The sequence below is a fragment of the Xanthomonas hydrangeae genome (genome assembly GCF_032697525.1).
Classification (GTDB): Bacteria; Pseudomonadota; Gammaproteobacteria; order Xanthomonadales; family Xanthomonadaceae; genus Xanthomonas; species Xanthomonas hydrangeae.
This window is the reverse complement of sequence record NZ_CP103836.1, coordinates 3,867,533-3,885,362: the sequence shown is the minus strand read 5'-3', so window position 1 is coordinate 3,885,362 and position 17,830 is coordinate 3,867,533. Positions and strand designations below refer to the sequence as shown.

At 63.8% G+C, this 17,830-nt stretch carries 18 protein-coding genes; 10 read left to right on the top strand and 8 right to left on the bottom strand.

From position 1 onward, the window contains the following. Nucleotides 1–76: 76 nt before the first annotated feature. Both NYR97_RS16605 and NYR97_RS16600 read left to right on the top strand, forming a co-directional pair. The gene (locus tag NYR97_RS16605; RefSeq protein WP_316694731.1) at nt 77–292 is read left to right on the top strand and encodes a DUF6116 family protein; all 216 of its coding nucleotides are present in this window, start codon (nt 77–79) and stop codon (nt 290–292) included. Then, complete coding sequence (locus NYR97_RS16600; RefSeq protein WP_316694728.1) at nt 292–1,074, top strand: TatD family hydrolase; 783 nt, start codon at nt 292–294, stop codon at nt 1,072–1,074. The genes NYR97_RS16605 and NYR97_RS16600 overlap by 1 nt, the downstream gene beginning before the upstream one ends. A 36-nt stretch (nt 1,075–1,110) precedes the next feature. Here the strand turns inward: NYR97_RS16600 and NYR97_RS16595 are convergent, their stop codons facing one another. After that, entirely contained in the window at nt 1,111–1,947 is an 837-nt protein-coding gene (locus NYR97_RS16595; protein ID WP_316694726.1) for a tRNA threonylcarbamoyladenosine dehydratase, read from the bottom strand. A gap of 76 nt (nt 1,948–2,023) precedes the next feature. Between NYR97_RS16595 and NYR97_RS16590 the strand changes: the two genes are divergently transcribed. Next, a complete protein-coding gene (locus NYR97_RS16590) occupies nt 2,024–2,452 on the top strand; it encodes a hypothetical protein (protein WP_316694724.1) in 429 nt (142 codons plus the stop codon). Between the two features lie 121 nt (nt 2,453–2,573). After that, entirely contained in the window at nt 2,574–3,056 is a 483-nt protein-coding gene (locus NYR97_RS16585; protein WP_055820366.1) for a glycine zipper 2TM domain-containing protein, read from the top strand. 88 nt (nt 3,057–3,144) lie between these two features. On the opposite strand, the gene NYR97_RS16580 is transcribed toward NYR97_RS16585, so the two are convergent. Next, a complete protein-coding gene (locus NYR97_RS16580) occupies nt 3,145–3,360 on the bottom strand; it encodes a cold-shock protein (RefSeq protein ID WP_003483561.1) in 216 nt (71 codons plus the stop codon). A gap of 227 nt (nt 3,361–3,587) precedes the next feature. Here NYR97_RS16580 and NYR97_RS16575 point away from each other — a divergent pair, with 227 nt between their 5' ends. The 3 genes from NYR97_RS16575 to NYR97_RS16565 all read left to right on the top strand — a co-directional run bounded on the left by NYR97_RS16575 (nt 3,588) and on the right by NYR97_RS16565 (nt 6,692). Continuing rightward, the gene (locus tag NYR97_RS16575; RefSeq protein WP_316694720.1) at nt 3,588–4,073 is read left to right on the top strand and encodes a DUF456 domain-containing protein; all 486 of its coding nucleotides are present in this window, start codon (nt 3,588–3,590) and stop codon (nt 4,071–4,073) included. A 205-nt stretch (nt 4,074–4,278) separates the two neighbouring features. Next, nucleotides 4,279–5,412 carry a phospholipase A gene (locus NYR97_RS16570; RefSeq protein ID WP_074057080.1) on the top strand — a complete coding sequence of 378 codons (1,134 nt, stop codon included), beginning with the start codon at nt 4,279–4,281 and terminating at the stop codon, nt 5,410–5,412. Nucleotides 5,413–5,582: 170 nt separating this feature from the next. Continuing rightward, nucleotides 5,583–6,692 (top strand): sterol desaturase family protein, encoded by a 1,110-nt coding sequence (locus NYR97_RS16565; protein WP_316694717.1) that lies wholly within the window; start codon nt 5,583–5,585, stop codon nt 6,690–6,692. A 459-nt stretch (nt 6,693–7,151) separates the two neighbouring features. Here the strand turns inward: NYR97_RS16565 and NYR97_RS16560 are convergent, their stop codons facing one another. The 4 genes from NYR97_RS16560 to NYR97_RS16545 all read right to left on the bottom strand — a co-directional run bounded on the left by NYR97_RS16560 (nt 7,152) and on the right by NYR97_RS16545 (nt 10,754). Further along, nucleotides 7,152–7,790 (bottom strand): carbonic anhydrase, encoded by a 639-nt coding sequence (locus NYR97_RS16560; protein ID WP_205394883.1) that lies wholly within the window; start codon nt 7,788–7,790, stop codon nt 7,152–7,154. A gap of 176 nt (nt 7,791–7,966) precedes the next feature. Further along, nucleotides 7,967–8,602, bottom strand: a complete 636-nt coding sequence (locus tag NYR97_RS16555) for a glutathione S-transferase family protein (RefSeq protein ID WP_316694715.1) — start codon at nt 8,600–8,602, stop codon at nt 7,967–7,969. A 14-nt stretch (nt 8,603–8,616) separates the two neighbouring features. Further along, the gene (locus tag NYR97_RS16550; RefSeq protein WP_316694713.1) at nt 8,617–9,015 is read right to left on the bottom strand and encodes a hypothetical protein; all 399 of its coding nucleotides are present in this window, start codon (nt 9,013–9,015) and stop codon (nt 8,617–8,619) included. A gap of 221 nt (nt 9,016–9,236) precedes the next feature. Continuing rightward, nucleotides 9,237–10,754, bottom strand: coding sequence for a fumarate hydratase (locus NYR97_RS16545; RefSeq protein ID WP_316694711.1), 1,518 nt, complete (start codon nt 10,752–10,754; stop codon nt 9,237–9,239). A 263-nt stretch (nt 10,755–11,017) separates the two neighbouring features. Here NYR97_RS16545 and NYR97_RS16540 point away from each other — a divergent pair, with 263 nt between their 5' ends. Then, the gene (locus NYR97_RS16540) at nt 11,018–12,898 is read left to right on the top strand and encodes an ABC transporter ATP-binding protein (protein ID WP_316694710.1); all 1,881 of its coding nucleotides are present in this window, start codon (nt 11,018–11,020) and stop codon (nt 12,896–12,898) included. 214 nt (nt 12,899–13,112) lie between these two features. Then, nucleotides 13,113–13,892, top strand: coding sequence for a ferredoxin--NADP reductase (locus tag NYR97_RS16535; RefSeq protein WP_205391915.1), 780 nt, complete (start codon nt 13,113–13,115; stop codon nt 13,890–13,892). Nucleotides 13,893–14,070: 178 nt separating this feature from the next. Here NYR97_RS16535 and NYR97_RS16530 read toward each other — a convergent pair whose 3' ends face one another. Then, nucleotides 14,071–14,556, bottom strand: a complete 486-nt coding sequence (locus NYR97_RS16530) for a glutathione peroxidase (protein WP_316694706.1) — start codon at nt 14,554–14,556, stop codon at nt 14,071–14,073. A 443-nt stretch (nt 14,557–14,999) separates the two neighbouring features. Here NYR97_RS16530 and NYR97_RS16525 point away from each other — a divergent pair, with 443 nt between their 5' ends. Continuing rightward, the gene (locus NYR97_RS16525) at nt 15,000–17,198 is read left to right on the top strand and encodes a M3 family metallopeptidase (protein ID WP_316694705.1); all 2,199 of its coding nucleotides are present in this window, start codon (nt 15,000–15,002) and stop codon (nt 17,196–17,198) included. 97 nt (nt 17,199–17,295) lie between these two features. Here the strand turns inward: NYR97_RS16525 and NYR97_RS16520 are convergent, their stop codons facing one another. Next, a complete protein-coding gene (locus tag NYR97_RS16520; RefSeq protein ID WP_316694704.1) occupies nt 17,296–17,796 on the bottom strand; it encodes a MarR family winged helix-turn-helix transcriptional regulator in 501 nt (166 codons plus the stop codon). Nucleotides 17,797–17,830: the final 34 nt, after the last annotated feature.

The following is a 17,830-nucleotide window of genomic DNA, read 5'->3' as shown; positions in this document are numbered from 1 at the left end:
CGCCCTCGCTCATGAATGCCGTAGTTAAGTTCAGCTAGCGGTTACTTCATGCACTTCTAACAGCCGGAGCATTCGCATGCGAAATCCCCTGACCTCGCGCGCCCTGGAGTGGGCCAGCAAGTTGCGCTACCCCACCTTGTTCAAGCTGGCGGCCGCGCTGTTTCTGGTCGATTTGGTGATCCCGGACCCGATCCCGTTTCTGGACGAACTGTTGTTCGGGCTGACCACGCTGCTGCTGGCCAACTGGAAGACGCGCAAGACGCCGCTGCCCGCGCCGGTCCGCCACGATTGATGCAGCTGGTCGACAGCCACTGCCATCTGGATGCCGGCGAGTTCGACCACGACCGCGCTGCCGTGATCGCACGCGCGCAGGCGGCCGGTGTCGTGCAGCAAGTGATCCCGGCGATCACCGCTGCCAGCTGGCAGGACCTGCGCGCCGTCTGCACCCAGGCGCCAGGGTTGCACCCCGCCTATGGACTGCACCCGATCTTTCTTGAGCAGCACCGCCCCCACCATCTTGAACTGCTGGCCGAGTGGATCGAGCGCGAGCGTCCCTGCGCTATCGGCGAGTGCGGGCTGGATTTCTATCTCGACGGCCTGGACGCGCAGTCACAGCGCGATTACTTCGACGGACAACTGCAACTGGCCAAGCGTTTCGACCTGCCGCTGATCGTGCATGCGCGGCGCGCCACCGAGGAGGTCATCGCCCGTATCAAGGCGGTGGGCGGCCTGCGCGGTGTTGTGCACAGCTTCGCCGGCAGCCCCGAACAGGCACGGCAATTGTGGAAGCTGGATTTCATGATCGGCCTAGGCGGCCCGGTGACCTACCCGCGCGCCAACCGCCTGCGCGGGCTGGCCGCAACGATGCCGCTGGACTCTCTGTTGCTCGAAACCGATGCACCGGATCAGCCCGATGCCACCATCCGCGGCCAACGCAACGAGCCGGCTCATCTGCGCACGGTGCTGGACTGCATCGCGCAGCTACGCGGCGAGGCGCCCCAGCACATCGCCGCGCAGACCACCGCCAATGCGCGGCGGTTGTTCGGATTGCCTGACTCGGCACTGCCAGGCTGATGCCGGGGCACTGCCGAAGCGCGGCATGCTCAGACGTTATGAGCTTGCAGCAACCTCGGCGGTCGGCAACACAGCGGTCGCAACCACCTTCGGCTTGAGCAACATCTCCAGCGCCTTGCCCACCGCGACAAACGCAAACGTGCCGGTGATATGTGTGGCTGCGCCCAGCCCGGCCCCGCAATCCAGCTTGAGCGTGGCCTCGGCATCCAGCTGCGGACGGATGCCGCACACGCTGCCGTCGGCCTGCGGATACTTGACGTTCTCCAGCGAATACACCGCCGGCACACCGAAATAACGCTGCGGATTCTTGGGGAAGTTGAACTCGCTGCGCAGCTTCTTGCGGATCAGCGCCAGCATCGCGTCGTGCTCGGTGCGCGAGACATCGCGTACGCGCACCAGGGTTGGGTCGGTGCGCCCGCCAGCGGCGCCCACGGTGAGCAGCGGCAGCTTGCGCTGGCGGCACCAGGCGATGGTTTCCACCTTGACCCGGAAGCTGTCGCAGGCATCGATCACCAGATCGAAGCCGTCGCCGAGCAGCTGTTCGATCGTGCCGGCGGTGAGGAACGCCTCCACCGCATCGGCCTGGATCTCCGGATTGATCGCCACACAGCGCTCGGCCATCGCGCGCGCCTTGTTGCGTCCGTACTGGCCTGCCAAGGCCGGCAATTGCCGATTGGTGTTGGACACGCACAGGTCGTCGGCATCGATCAGGCGGATGTGCCCCACGCCGGTGCGGGCCAGCGCCTCCACCACCCACGAACCGACGCCGCCCATCCCGACCACCGCCACGCGGCAGGCCGCCAGCCGCTCCACCGTGCCGACTCCGTACAGCCGGTCGATACCGGCAAAGCGTTCACGCCATTGTGCTTTCATCGGCCTATTTTACGCGCCCTGCTCGATACGCGCTTACTTGCCCCGCGCCTTCGCCAGCGCCCTCAGTGGAGCCACCATGTCCGCCACGCCTCCCGAACAATCACGTGCGTCCCATTACGCGTTCATGCTGGTACTGGGCCTGTTGATCGGACTGGTCTGCAGCGTGATGGTGGCGCGTGCGCTGCAGGCCAGGCGCAATCCGGTGCCCGATAGCGTGATGCAGGTGATGGCCTACCAACTGCGCGCACTGCAACCTGGCGCAGATGCGAACTGCAAGCCGGCACAACAGCAGGCGCGACTGCAATCGCTCCGCTTGCTGGCAGACGAGCTGGAACCGGCGTTTCCCGACATCGGCGAAGACCGCCGCTTTGGCGAGCATGCACAGGCGCTGCGTGCCGCACTGGATCAGGCGCAGCGCACCCCGCTGCGCGATTGCGCTGCGATTGCAGCGGTCAAAGCACGGCTGTCCGACGCCTGCGACGCCTGCCACCGTGACTTTCGATGAAGGACGCGCTCGGGTTTCGTTAAGCCTGGAGCGATCCAGTTGGCAGACCGTTCACCTGCCCCATCACAGGATGACGTCGCCGCGGCCCTGACCGCTTTTCGAACCACCCCGGAGAGACCCCATGAAGACCCGACTGCTCGTCATTGGCCTGGCTGCAACTGCGACCCTGGTTGGCTGCGCCACTTCGCAACCTCAATACGGCAGCTATCGCGGCGACCGCGGCTACGACCAGGGCTATTCGCAGCAGCAGGCACGCTGCGTGGATTGCGGCATCGTGACCCGCATCGATGAAGTCGGCCCGACCCGCAGCGCTCCCACCGGCACCGGCGCAGTGCTCGGCGGCATCGTCGGCGCAGTGGCCGGCCGCCAGATCTCCAAGGAGACCGGCGGCAGCAAAGGCAACAAGAACGTCTCGGCGGTGGCCGGTGCCGCTGCCGGCGCGCTGGCGGGCAACGCGATCCAGAACAACGTCACCAGCGACAGCTTCGATGTGCAGGTGCGCATGGACGATGGGCGCGTCATCGTGGTGAACCAGCGCGACCTGGCCGGCGTGCGCGAAAACGCCTACGTGCGTGTGGTCAACGGCAAGGTTGTGCTGCGCTGATCGGCTTACCCGCTGAGTGACATGACAGAAAGGCCCGGCAACGGGCCTTTCTGCTGTTTGGATGGTGGCTCCAAGTGCTGCGCTGCACTCAGACCACCTGTACCGCGTCGGCCTGCAGTCCTTTCTGCCCTTGCACGACGGTGAAGCTGACCTTCTGACCTTCCTTGAGACTCTTGAAACCCTGGATCTGGATCGCGCGGAAATGGACGAACACGTCCTCGCCGTTTTCGCGACTGATGAATCCAAAACCCTTGGCATCGTTGAACCACTTCACGACACCGTTCTCGCGTTCGATGTTGGACATCTCGACTGACTCCCTACGACACTGTGGTGGACTGGCGGTGGTCGCTGTGATTGCAAGGAGGAGCCGAGGTACAAGGATGTAGCGGATCAGACGATCTACCGCATCAGGCCACGATTCACGGTGACCGTTGCAAACAGCAGCGCTGGCAACTTAACCCGCACAAAACGATTTTTCAAGAACCCCTTGCGCATTTTTGTCAAGCCTGAAACAGGACATTTCTAAACCATATGGATACCACCGTCGTTTATTACATCCTGGCTGGCGTGCTGGTGTTGATCGGCCTGGCCGGGGTCATCCTGCCGGCGCTACCGGGCCTGCCATTGGTGTTCGTGGGGTTGCTGGTGGCCGCCTGGGCCGATGGCTTCGCCCACATCGGCTGGGTCGCGCTGGTGATCCTGGGCCTGATCACCGCGCTGTCGTTCGCGATCGACTTCCTTGCCACCGTGTACGGCGCAAAGCGTGTCGGCGCCAGCAAGATGGCGGTATGGGGATCGGTGATCGGTTCGATCATTGGCATCTTCTTCATGCCGATCGGCTTGTTTGTCGGCCCGTTCGCCGGGGCGTGGATCGGCGAATACTGGCAGACCCGCAAATCCGACCAGGCCACCAAGGTCGGCATCGGCACCTGGATCGGCATCATGCTGGGCACCGCGAGCAAGCTGGCGCTCGGCCTGTGCATGCTTGGCGTGTTCGCGATCGCCTGGTTTTTCTAGTCGCTCCAGCGCTCCCCGACACCGGTGATGCGAGACAACTGTCTCGAGGCTGGCGCCGCAACTCACGTGCCAGACTGTCGAGGCGCCGCGAGCGCGGACCCCTGGTCGAATGTTATGCCTCCGTGTACACACCGCGTATGCAGACGCGACCGTTAAGCTACAACCCTCTGCGCCTGCCTGGCGCCTTCATTTGGCCAGACTGCCCATGTCAAAGCACCGCACCCGTCCCTTGATGCTGATTGCGTTGGCGGCCGCGCCACTGGCGCACGCGCAGGAAATCGCCGCAACCCCCGCCTCGCCGCAGGCCTGTACCTCCGTCACCTCGGATGCGGCGCGGCTGGCGTGCTACGACCAGGCGCTGGGCTACACGCCGCAGCTGACCGCAGAAGCCGACGCCGCCGCGCAACTAGCCAAGCAGAAAGAGGCCAAGCCACAGGACGAACGCGCCATCAGCCGCGTCGGCGATTTCTTCCGCGCCGATGGACAGGACCAACCCAAGGCCGAGGCCGTCGCCAATGCCGGCCGTGGCTCGTTGCTGGATCGCCGCTGGGAGCTGGCGAAGGACTCCAAGCTGGGCACGTTCCAGCTGCGCGGCTACAAGCCGGTGTATCTGTTGCCGGCGTTCTGGACCAGCGACTCCAACCGCACCCCGCAGTCGCCCAACCCGGCCAACTCGGTGTCCACCCCGCAGCAACTGGACAGCGCCGAGCTGAAGTTCCAGCTCAGCTTCAAGACCAAGGTGGTCGAGGATCTGTTCGGCGACAACGGCGATATCTGGATGGGCTACACCCAGAGCTCGCGTTGGCAGGCCTACAACACCGATGCATCGCGCCCGTTCCGCGAGACCAACTACGAGCCGGAGGCGATGTTGGTGTTCCGCAACAACTACAGCCTGTTCGGCTGGAAGGGCCGCATGAGCGGCATTAGCATCAACCACATGTCCAATGGCCGCGAGGACCCGCTGTCGCGCTCCTGGAACCGGGTGATCCTCAACATCGGTCTGGATCGCGAGAACTGGGCGCTGACGCTGCGCCCGTGGTTCCGCATCAAGGAAGATCGCGCCGATGACAATAATCCCGATATCGAGGATTACATGGGCCGCGGCGACGCGACCCTGGTCTACAACAAGGACGGCCACGAGTTCGCATTGATCGCACGGCATTCGCTGCGTGGCGGCGACCGCTCGCACGGCTCGGTGCAGCTGGACTACGGCTTCCCGATCACCAACCTGCTGCGCGGCCATGTGCAGGTGTTCGACGGCTACGGCGAAAGCCTGATCGACTACAACCACAAGGCGACCTACATCGGCCTGGGTGTGTCGTTGCTGGAGTGGTTCTAACCGCGTGCCGTTTCACTGGCCGGCGCATTGCCGGCCAGTCCTAGCGCCGAGGTTTGATCGGAGCTGGCGTGCCCGTCGCAAAACGCTTGCGGCCGAGCACGCGTACTGGGAGCATGGATGCACGCACTCCGTGCACGGCCAACCAGGCCGCCCCGTCGACAGGACGTCCCATGGCCCGCCCGCACCGCTCCTTCTTCGCCCATGCCTCTGCGCTGCTGGGCGTGCTCAGTCTGATGGGTGTGGTGTGTTTCCACTTTCCCGATCTGTTGACCAGCCGCGAGTTCCGCACCGCCTATAACGAGCAGTTCGCGCGCCACCTTTTGCTAGTTGGATTGGTCGCCGCGTTCTTGCTGGGTACCTTCGCCATCCTGCGCGACCGCAACAAGCGCATTGCGATGGTTGGTGTGGGCAGCGCAACGTTGGCGGTGTTGTTCGGAGGCACCAACGTGCAGTTCGATACGATCGGGCGCACGCCCTATTCGCTTGGCCTTGACTGGTTTGTCATTTCGCTGTTTTTCTCGGCGCTGGTGTTCGTGCCACTGGAACGCTATCTGGGCAAGCGCCGCGTTTCGCCGCTACGTCCGGGCTGGCGCACCGATATCGGCTACTTCTTCATGAGCCATGTGCTGGTGCAATTCATCCTGATCCTGGTCACCGCCTCCACGTCGAGTATCGCCGGGCTGGCCGCGTTTCCATCGCTGAAAGCGGCAATCCAGTCCCTGCCGGTGTGGGGACAGTTTCTGATCGCAGTCTTCGTCGCCGACATGGCGCAGGCATCGCTGCATCGGGCGTATCACAACATTCCGTGGCTGTGGCGATTCCATGCGGTGCATCACTCCAGCCGCGAGATGGACTGGCTGGCCGGATCGCGCATCCATTTTGTGGAAATCGTGCTGACCCGCAGTGCGGTGCTGCTGCCGCTGTTGATTCTCGGTTTTTCGACCCCGGCGGTGAATGCGTATGTGATTCTGGTCGGTCTGCAGGCGGTGCTCGCACATTCCAACCTCGGCCTGCGTTTTGGCTGGCTGGAATATGTGCTGGTCTTGCCGCGTTATCACCACTGGCATCATGCGCGCCAGCAGGACTATATCGACGTCAACTACGCCATCCATCTGCCCTTGGTGGACATGTTGATGGGCACGTTCAAACTGCCGCCGAATCGCGATGCGTGGCCGCAGGAATATGGCGTCATGAAACTGGAAACGGTGCCCAAGGGGCTGATGCGCCAGCACCTGATGCCATTCCGTCGGCGCAAGACGTTCGACGATTATGTGGACTAAAACTCGAGATACGGTTTGCGTTGGAGTGTTTGCCCAGCGCGGATAATCATGTGCAGAACGACTGATCTGCGGCCAGGCTGCAGGGCCCTTGCCCGCCCACCATCGCGGGACACGCCGCAAGTACGTCCATGTAGGCTCTTACGCGGCATCCATGCCGCGTAAGGTCCCGCGATGGTGGGCGGGCAATGACCAGTGGAGATGGTCGGTGGGCTTGGTTGCGATCAGTGGATGCAGCGCGGCTGTCAGGTGAGCTGCGGTTTGATCAGCGCCTGCCGATTTGATCGATGTCGCGACCATTCCAGACATCACTCCATTCGGTCAACGAACGCGACACGTTGCCGCCATCGAGACAGTGTGCGGGAGGTTGTGTCAGAGCTGACGACCGCACCGCACCGCACACATGAAAACAGCGCAGGAGATCATCCTGCGCTGTCATTGCCCGAACCACTGCAATAACCATCAGACGTCGAAGAAATCCACCTTGCCGTCTTTCAGGGTGTAATACGCACCGACCACGCGGACATTGCCGGCGCGCAGCGGTTCCAACAGTGCCGGCTCGGAAGCGGCACGCAGGCGGTCGACGGTGCGCTTGACGTTGGCCTTGACCGAGGCGGCCAGCAGGTCAGCGCCGCCCTTGCTCTTGGCAGTCAGCACGGCGGGGACGATCGGCTCGATCATCGAGCCGATCGCGCCAGGGAAGAACGCGCCCTGCTCCACCACCGACACCGCGGCGGCAACCGCGCCGCAACTCTCGTGGCCCATCACCACCACCAGCGGCACGCCGAGCTGGCTCACCGCATATTCGATCGAACCCAATGCAGTGGTATCGACGGTGTTGCCGGCGTTGCGCACGATGAACATCTCGCCAAGGCCGCGACCGAACAGCAGTTCCGGCGGCACGCGCGAATCCGAGCACGACACCAGGATCACGAACGGAGTCTGGCCCAGCGCCAGTTCCAGCCGGCGCTTGCCGTCGGAGATCACCTTCTTGGGACGGTTTTCGACAAACGCAGCGTTGCCGTCACGCAGGGTCTGCAACGCCTGCTCGGCGTTTAGATCGGTTTTCTTCGACGGCGCGGCGCGCACAGCGAACGGCAGTGACGCGGCGGCGGCCGCGACCGGCGCGCAACAGGCGCATTGCAGCAATTTTCGACGGGATGCGGAATGCGACATGGACGAGCCCCTGCTCTCTGGTTGGTGTCGCGATCGTACTACGCGGCAAGGCTTTGAAACGCGCTGATGGACGCCGCACAACGCCTGCTGCGGCTGGAGATTCAGGTCCAGTCCGTTAGACCCTCGCGGCGATAGGTTTCCTGAAACGCCGGCCGGGCTTTCATTCGCTGCGCATGCGAGTGCAGCGCCAGCCAGGTATCGCTGGACCGGGGCATATTGCGCGACCAGCGCATCATCATGGTCAGCATGAAATCGGCTGCCGACAGCGTCTGGCCGAGCAGATACGGACCACTGGCTTGCAGGTGCGCATCGACCTGGGTCCAGGCCGCTTCGAGTTTTTGCCGTGCCTGCGCCTGCGCCGCATCGCTGTGCGCGGCACCGGCCGGCTCGCTCGGGTAGAACCAGGCGCGATACGCCGGCTGCAAGGTGTTGGCGCAGAAGAACATCCACCTGTAGTAGTCCGCACGCGCAGGCGTGCCGACTGGCGGCGCCAGCCCGGCCTGCGGATACAGGTCGGCCAGATGAAGCACGATTGCTGCAGCTTCGGTCAACACCTGGCCGTCCAGCACCAGCGCCGGCACCACACCGGCCGGATTGAGTGCCAGATATTCAGGCGATTTGTGCTCGGCGCGATCGAAATCCAGCGGATGCAGCACGTGCGGCACATCCAGTTCGACCAGCAGCCAATGCACGACCAGGGCTGCGGTGCTGGGGGAGTGATAAAGCGTTGTGGTCATACGGATTCCTGAAGTCAGTTGGTGCAGGCGCGCAGGCAGGCGAGCTTGCGTGGTTCACAGCGATTGTCGTCACTCTGCTGGCTGCAATCGAAGACCTGCACGAGACAGTTGGCCCGCTGTGCCGGATTCTGCACGTCATCGCAGCGTTTTCCGCGCGGCGCCACCGAGGCGCTGCAACTGCTCTCGCTGGGCCGATCGGCGCGGCATTGCCTGGCACTGTGGTTGCACTGCGCGACGCAACGGTCCGACACTGCGGGCCCGCTGAATCGTGTCGAGGGCTCGCTTGGCCTGAGTGGCTTTTTTTCTTCAAACGGCACCGGCGCGGCTGGTCTCGGTGCGTAGTTGCCGGAAGGAAACAGCACCGTCGGTGCTGTCTTGTGCTGCGCTGCCACACCCTGGCTGAGGCAGGCCAACAACGCGATGCAGATGAGTCGGAGCATTCCTGTTCTCCTGTGACCGTCAGTATGCCGAGCATAACGGGTCGTCGCTAGGCGTTGCCTGGCCGCGTGGTCGATCCGGCAGGCCGTCTTCATCCCGATAGACAGACACCGGCTGATGATGGCGACCTCCGCGTATTAACTCGTTTGCGGGACGCGGCGACGCCGTGCAGTTGCGTCGCCGCTCCTGGCCAAGCTTATTCCACCACCACCGGAATCTTGCCGATGCGCGACTGCCACAAACGCGGCCCGGTCTTGTGCACCGACTCGCCGGTGGAATCCACTGCGACGGTCACCGGCATGTCCTTGACCTCGAATTCGTAGATCGCCTCCATGCCCAGATCTTCGAACGCCAGCACGCGTGCGGCCTTGATCGCCTTGGACACCAGGTAGGCCGAACCGCCGACCGCCATCAGATAGACGGCCTTGTTGTCGCGGATCGCATCGATCGCCGCATCGCCGCGCTCGGACTTGCCGACCATGCCGAGCAGGCCGGTTTGTTCCAGCATCTGGCGGGTGAACTTGTCCATGCGGGTGGCAGTGGTCGGGCCGGCCGGGCCGACCACTTCATCGCGCACCGGGTCGACCGGGCCGACGTAGTAGATGAAGCGGTTGGTGAAGTCGACCGGCAAGGTTTCGCCCTTGTTGAGCATGTCGATCATGCGCTTGTGCGCAGCGTCGCGGCCGGTCAAAAGCTTGCCGTTGAGCAGCACCACTTCGCCCGGCTTGAAGCTGGCCACCTCTTCGCGGGTGATGGTGTCCAGATTCACCCGGCGCGCGTTGGTCGGGTTGTAGGTGAGCTTGGGCCAGTCTTCCAGCGACGGCGGGTCCAGCATCACCGGGCCACTGCCGTCCAGGGTGAAGTGCGCGTGGCGGGTGGCGGCGCAGTTGGGAATCAGCGCCACCGGCAGGTTGGCGGCGTGGGTCGGGTAATCCTTGACCTTGATGTCCAGCACCGTAGTCAGGCCGCCCAGGCCTTGCGCGCCGATGCCGAGCGCGTTGACCTTTTCGTACAGCTCCAGCCGCAGTTCCTCGGCGCGATTGGAGGCGCCACGCGCCTGCAGATCGACGATGTCGATCGGCTCCATCAACGCTTCCTTGGCCAGCAGCATGGCCTTTTCGGCGGTGCCGCCGATGCCGATGCCGAGCATGCCCGGCGGGCACCAGCCGGCGCCCATGGTCGGCACGGTCTTGAGCACCCAGTCGACGATGGAGTCGGACGGGTTGAGCATGGCGAACTTGCTCTTGGCCTCCGAGCCGCCGCCCTTGGCCGCGACGATCACTTCGACATGGTGGCCGGGCACGATCTTGGTGTTGACCACCGCGGGCGTGTTGTCCTTGGTGTTCTGCCGTTTGCCGGCCGGGTCGGCCAGCACGCTGGCGCGCAGCTTGTTGTCGGGGTGGTTGTAGGCGCGGCGCACGCCTTCGTTGACCATGTCTTCCACACCCATGGTGGCGTCGTCCCAGCGCACCTGCATGCCGATTTCCAGGAACACGGTAACGATGCCGGTGTCCTGGCAGATCGGGCGGTGGCCTTCGGCGCACATGCGCGAGTTGATCAGGATCTGCGCGATGGCGTCCTTGGCGGCCGGCGACTCTTCGCGCTCGTAGGCAGCGGACAGGTTCCTGATGTAGTCGACCGGGTGGTAGTAGCTGATGTACTGCAACGCGTCGGCGACGGACTGGATGAGGTCTTCCTGCTTGATCGAGGTCACGGCTGGCTCTACGGCTGGCGGGGGTGATCCGGCCATTTTAGTCGAAACTTCCGGCGCGTCCGGGCGTTGCGTCAATCGAGGCGATTGATCGGGCCACCGATCGCGCGGGGCCGGCCCGCGACACGGGCGCACTGGCGGACGCCGACCGCGTTGCCTTGCAAGCGTGCAGTCAGCGCCGCAGCAGCGATCGCGCGCCAAGGCCGCAGTGCGCACTGGTGCGCTCCAACACCCCGCGCCCACGCAAGGCGCTGCACACTGATGCGATGTCAGCCTCCCGTTCCGGCGCCTCTGCGCCCGTTGCACCTCGTACCGGCCCCACCCTGCGCGAACGCTTGAACGCGTTGCGCAATCTGCCCCCGTTCCTGCGCCAGATCTGGCAGACCAGCCGCTGGCTGAGCGCCAGCAGCATCGGCCTGCGCGTGCTGCGCGCGTTGATGCCGGTGGCCTCGTTATATATCGGCAAGCTCATCATCGACGAGGCGATCCATCTGGTCGGCCAACCGCCGGCCTTCGACTCGCTGGCCCAGGCACTGGGCAGCGGACGCCTGAATCGGCTGCTGGAATTGCTGGCGCTGGAACTGGCGCTGGCGATCGGTTCGGATCTGCTCGGCCGGCTGGTCGGCTACGCCGATGCGCTGCTGTCGGAGTTGTTCAACAACGCCGCCAGCGTACGCCTGATGGAACACGCCGCGCAGCTGGATCTGGAGGATTTCGAAGACCCCGACCGGCAGGACAAGCTGGATCGTGCGCGGCGCCAGACCATGAACCGCATGAACCTGATGAGCCAGCTGTTCGGCCAGGTGCAGGACGCCATTACCGTGGTCAGCCTGGCGGTGGGCCTGGTGGTGTATGCGCCATGGTTGATCCTGCTGCTGGCGATCGCGCTGATCCCGGCCTTCATCGGCGAGGCGCATTTCAACGCATTGGGCTATTCGCTCAACTTCCAGTGGACGCCGGAGCGGCGCCAGCTCGACTACCTGCGCCAGGTCGGCGCGAGCGTCGAGACCGCCAAGGAAGTCAAGATCCTCAACCTGCACCGCTTTTTGATCGCGCGCTATCGCCGGCTGGCCGACAAGTTCTTCCAGGCCAACCGCGCATTGGCGCGCAAGCGTGCGTTGTGGGGCGCGTTGCTGGCTGCGCTGGGCACCTTGGGCTACTACATGGCATATGGCTACATCGCCTGGCGCACCGTGCGCGGCGATTTCAGCATCGGCGACCTGACCTTTTTGGCCGGCAGTTTCCTGCGCCTGCGCCAGTTGCTGGAAGGCCTGCTGATCGGGTTCTCGCAGGTCGCCGGCCAGGCCTTGTATCTGGACGATCTGTATTCGTTCTTCAACATCGTGCCGGAAATCCGCTCGCGCCCGAACGCGCTGCCGGTGCCGCGACCGATCCGCCAGGGCTTCGTGTTCGAGGATGTGGGCTTCCGCTATCCGGACGCCGAACAGTGGACGGTGCGGCATCTGGATTTCGAACTGCGGGCCGGCGAAGTGCTGGCCCTGGTCGGCGAAAACGGCGCCGGCAAGACCACCCTGGTCAAGCTGCTGGCGCGGCTGTACGACCCCGACGAAGGCCGCATTTTGCTCGATGGCCACGACCTGCGCGACTACGATCTGGACGATCTGCGCGCCAACCTGGGCGTGATCTTTCAGGACTTCGTGCGCTATCACCTGAGCGTGGGCGAGAACATCGGCGTGGGCCAGGTCGATGCGATGGACGATGCGCCGCGCATCCGCGCCGCCGCGCAGCGTGCGATGGCCGGCGCGCTGATCGACAGCCTGCCCGATGGCTACGATCAATTGATCGGCCGACGCTTCAAGAACAGCGTGGACCTGTCCGGCGGGCAATGGCAGAAGATCGCCATCGCACGCGCCTACATGCGCGATGCGCAGCTGATGATCCTGGACGAACCCACCGCCGCACTGGATGCACGCAGCGAGTTCGAGGTGTTCCAGCGCTTCAAGGAATTGTCGGACAACCGCACTGCGGTGCTGATCTCGCACCGCTTCTCCAGCGTGCGCATGGCCGACCGCATCCTGGTGCTGGCCGCTGGCCGCATCGAGGCCAACGGCACGCATGCGGAGTTGATGGCGCAGGGCGGGCGCTATGCGGAGCTGTTCGAGTTGCAGGCTGCGGGGTATCGGTGAGCCGGGAATGGGGAATGGGGAAAGGGGAATCGGTAGAAGCGGCTTCCCGGCGGCTGATGGGACTGAGCTTCCTGATCCGAAAGTGGTCCTGATCTTTCCGCACTGCACCCCATTCCCGATTCCCGATTCTCCATTCCTTGCTAAATGAGAGTTCATCTCATTTGGCCGGCTTGAGGTAGAATTGGCAGGTACTCTTCCCACGACACTAACCGGCATGTCTTCCGCTTTCGGCGCCCAAACGGTGCTCGAGGTCCGTCACTGGACCGACGCCTACTTCAGCTTCACCACGACCCGCGATGCCGGTTTCCGTTTCGAGAACGGCCAGTTCGTGATGATCGGCCTGGAAACCGAGACGCGCCCGTTGCTGCGTGCGTACTCGATCGCCAGCGCCAACTGGGAAGAGCATCTGGAGTTCTTCAGCATCAAGGTGCCGGACGGCCCGCTGACCTCGCGGCTGCAGCACATCAAACCGGGCGATCAGGTGCTGGTCGGCAAGAAGCCCACCGGCACACTACTGATCAGCGATCTGCACCCGGGCCGCAATCTCTATCTGCTGGGCACCGGCACCGGCCTGGCGCCGTGGTTGTCGGTGATCAAGGATCCGGAAACCTACGAGCGTTTCGACAAGGTGATCCTGACCCAGGGCGTGCGCTTCGTGCAGGATCTGGCCTACCGCGACTATTTCGAGCGCGAGCTGCCGCAGCACGAGTTCCTCGGCGACCTGCTGCGCGAGAAGTTGCTGTACTACCCGGCAGTGACGCGCGAAGCGTTCGCCAATCGGGGGCGTTTGACCGAGCTGATGGAAGATGGCCGCATGCAGCAGACGCTGGGCTTGCCGCCGCTGGATCCGGCCAACGACCGCTTCATGATCTGCGGCAGTCCGCAGATGCTGGCCGACCTGCGCAACGTGCTGGATGCGCGCGGCTTCGAAACCTCGCCACGCATCGGCACGCCGGGGCATTACGTCTTCGAGCGCGCGTTCGTCGAGAAGTGATGCGGCGCGCGGAGTAGCCGCCACCGCACCGTCGTAGGAGCGCACCCGGGCGCGATGAAGCAGGCCTGGTACGCCTCTTACATGGCATGACACCTCACATCATCGGTAACGCTTCATCGCGCCCGGGTGCGCGCCTACGATCCAGCCGCGTTCAGAGGCTAGGCGTGCGTCTGCGATATCACGCGCCCAGCGCGCGCTCGATATCCGCTGCCAACGCTTCCGGCTTGGTGGTCGGTGCGTAACGCTCCAGCACCGTGCCATCGCGGCCGATCAGGAACTTGGTGAAGTTCCACTTGATCGCTTCAGATCCCAGGACGCCGCGCTGTTCGTGCTTGAGGTGCTGCCACAGCGGGTGCGCGCCGCTGCCGTTGACCTCGACCTTCTCGGCCAGCGGAAAATCCACCGCATAATCGAGCGAGCAGAACTGGCGGATCTGCGCGGCATCGCCCGGCTCCTGATGGCCGAACTGATCGCACGGGAATCCGATCACCACCAAGCCACGTTCGCGATAGCGCTGCCACAGCGCCTGCAATCCGGCGTATTGCGGCGTAAAACCGCATTTCGAGGCGACATTGACCACCAGCACCACCTTGCCGGCGTAATCGCGCATCGACTGGGGACGACCTTCCAGGTCGGTGAATTCGAACGTGGCGATGTCGCTCATGGCTGCCCTGATATATGCAAGGAGCGCAGCGTAACGCAGCAGCGCGCATTACGGCATTGATCGCAGATCGCGTAAGCCGGATAACAAGGAGGGTTTTCAACGGATCCGTTGCCGCAGCCACCAAGCCCTTCCCGCCGGTCCCGACCGTTGCCGGCCGCTGACACGGCGCGCTACCGGCCAGCATCCGTCAGGCGGACGGATCGAGACCTCGCTACCCGCCGAGCAGCCGGCATGCAGCCGAGTGGAAACATGCCGCAGCGCGTACCGGCAGCGCCCGTCGGGCGGCTGTGCGCTCATGGTGTCATCGTTCCGGAGCCCGCAATGCGAGCACCGCTCGCGCCCGCCTGATGGCGTGGCAATGCGCCTGCAGCCATGCCTTTTGTCACACGCCTGTCCGGCCCGGCTGGGGTAGCCTCGGCCGTTCGCACTTTGGAGCCACTCTCTTGACCACCCGTCTCGCCTTTGCCCTGGCCGCTTCCCTGGGACTTGCCATGCCGTCCTACAGCATCGCCGCGCCCGCCACCACGCAGGCCGCCACCCAAGCCAATCCCTTCTTCGCCGACAGCACGCTGCCGCTGCATTACCCGCAGTTCGACAAGATCACCGACAGCGATTTTGCTCCCGCCTTCGACGCCGGCATGACCGAGCAATTGAAGGAAGTGGAGAAGATCGCCAACCAGAAGGCCAAGCCGAGCTTCGACAACACCCTCATTGCGCTGGAAAAAAGCGGCGCCACGCTCGATCGCGCCACTACGGTGTTCTTCAATCTGGTCGGCGCCGACACCAACGATGCGCGCAAGAAACTGCAGGCCGATTATTCGGCGAAATTCGCCGCGCACCGCGACGCGATCTCGCTCAATGGCAAGCTGTTTGCACGCATCCAGACCTTGTACGACCAACGCAGCAAACTGGGCCTGGACGCGCAAGGCCTGCGCCTGGTCGAGAAGTACCACAGCGATTTCGTGCGCGATGGCGCCAAGCTGTCCGATGCCGACAAGACCACGCTCAAGGCGATGAATGCCGAGCTGGCCAACCTGGGCACCACCTTCAGTCAGAACGTGCTGGCCGAAGTGAATGCCGCCGCAGTCGTCGTCGATGACGTCAAGCAGCTCGATGGCCTGTCAGACGAGCAGATCGCCTCCGCCGCCGAAGCCGCCAAGGCGCGCAAGCTCGACGGCAAGTACGTGATTGCGCTGCTCAACACCACCGGCCAGCCGCCGCTGACCCAGCTGAAGAATCGCGAGCTGCGCAAGAAGATCTACGACGCCTCGGTGTCGCGTGGCAGCCACGGCGGCCAGTACGACAACACCGCGCTGGTCGCACGCATCATGAAGCTGCGCGCAGACAAGGCCAAGCTGCTCGGCTTCCCCACCTACGCCGCCTACTCGCTGGAAAACCAGACCGCCAAGACACCGGAAGCGGTCAACGCGATGCTGGGCAAGCTGGCGCCGGCGGCAGTGGCCAATGCCAAGCGCGAAGCGGCCGACCTGCAGGCGATGATCGACAAGGAACAAAAAGCCGCGCGCAAGCCGAGCTTCAAGCTCGAAGCCTGGGACTGGGCCTACTACAGCGAGAAGGTGCGCCAGGCCAAGTACAACTTCGACGAGTCGCAGCTCAAGCCATATTTCGAGCTGAAGAACGTGCTGGAAAACGGCGTGTTCTATGCGGCCAACCAGGAATACGGCCTGACTTTCAAGCAGCGCACCGACCTGCCCACCTATCGCGACGACATCACCGTCTACGACGTGTTCGATGCAGACGGCAAGCAGCTGGCGATCTTCATCGCCGACATGTACGCACGCGAATCCAAGCGCGGTGGCGCATGGATGAACTCCTACGTCTCGCAGTCGGACCTGACCGGATTCAAGCCGGTGGTGGCCAATCACCTCAACATTCCCAAGCCGCCGGCCGGCCAGCCCACGTTGCTGACCTGGGACGAAGTGACCACCATGTTCCATGAGTTCGGGCATGCGCTGCACGGCATGTTCTCGGACGTCAAATACCCGTATTTTTCCGGCACCGGCGTGCCGCGCGACTTCGTCGAGTTCCCCTCGCAGGTCAACGAAATGTGGGCCGATGAGCCATCCATCCTGAAGAACTACGCCAAGCATTACCAGAACGGCACGCCGATGCCGCAGGCGCTGCTGGACAAGGTGATTGCTGCCTCCAAGTTCAACCAGGGCTTTGCCACCACCGAGTATCTGGGTGCGGCCATGCTGGATCAAAACTGGCATCAGCTCAGCGCCAACCAGGTGCCCGATGCAGCCGGCGTCATGGCCTTTGAAGCCAAGGCCCTGCAGCAGGACGGCATTGCCTATGCGCCGGTGCCGCCGCGCTACAAGACCCCGTATTTCAGCCACATCATGGGCGGTTACGCGGCCGGCTATTACGCCTACATCTGGTCCGAAGTACTGGATGCCAACACCCAGCAGTGGTTCAAGCAACATGGCGGGCTGAGCCGCGCCAATGGCGATCGGTTCCGCCAGACCTTACTCTCGCGCGGCGGCAGCGTGGATGCGATGGAGCTGTTCCAGAACTTTGCCGGGCATGCGCCGCAGATCGAGCCGCTGCTCGAGAAGCGCGGCCTGAGCGCGCAAGGTGGCGATGGCGCCACACCGGAAGCGCCGCAGTCCAAGCCGTAATCGCAACGCGGTGAAGTGAAGACGCCGCCCGGAGCGATCCGGGCGGCGTTTTTGATGGTCGCGATCAGACCTGCTGCAGTCCGCGCAAACGCCCCGCTCAGAGCTCGACCGAATCCACGCCGTCGAGCAATTTCCTCAACAGCTTTTCCAGCCGCACCTGCTCGGCATCGCTGATGCTGGACGTCTCTTCATTGAGCAGCGTGCAGGCATCGGGAAGCAGACTGTTGATCAAGGCCAGGCCTGCCGGCTGCAACGTCAGCACGATCTTGCGCCGATCGTCGGGGCTGCTGCCACGCGCGATCAAGCCCTTTTCGCAGAGCTGATCGGTGAGCCGGGTGATGTTGGCCGGCTTCTCGCTGGCCGCTTCGGCCACTTCGGTAGGCGTAATCGCCTGCTGCGGCGTGCCGTAGAGCATCATCAGAATTTCGTATTCCGGTGGGCTGATGCCATAAGGCTTCAGCCGCACACAGCCCTGCGTATGCAGCCGCTTGTAGAGATGCTTGATCAACCTCACCAGGACAGCCGGCTCCCGTGGGAACGCCGGGTAACGCACGCAGGTGTGGTCCACGCGACTTGCGGTTGGATCGAAACTACTCATATCACCCGTTTGATTACATTACTGAATGGCCAAG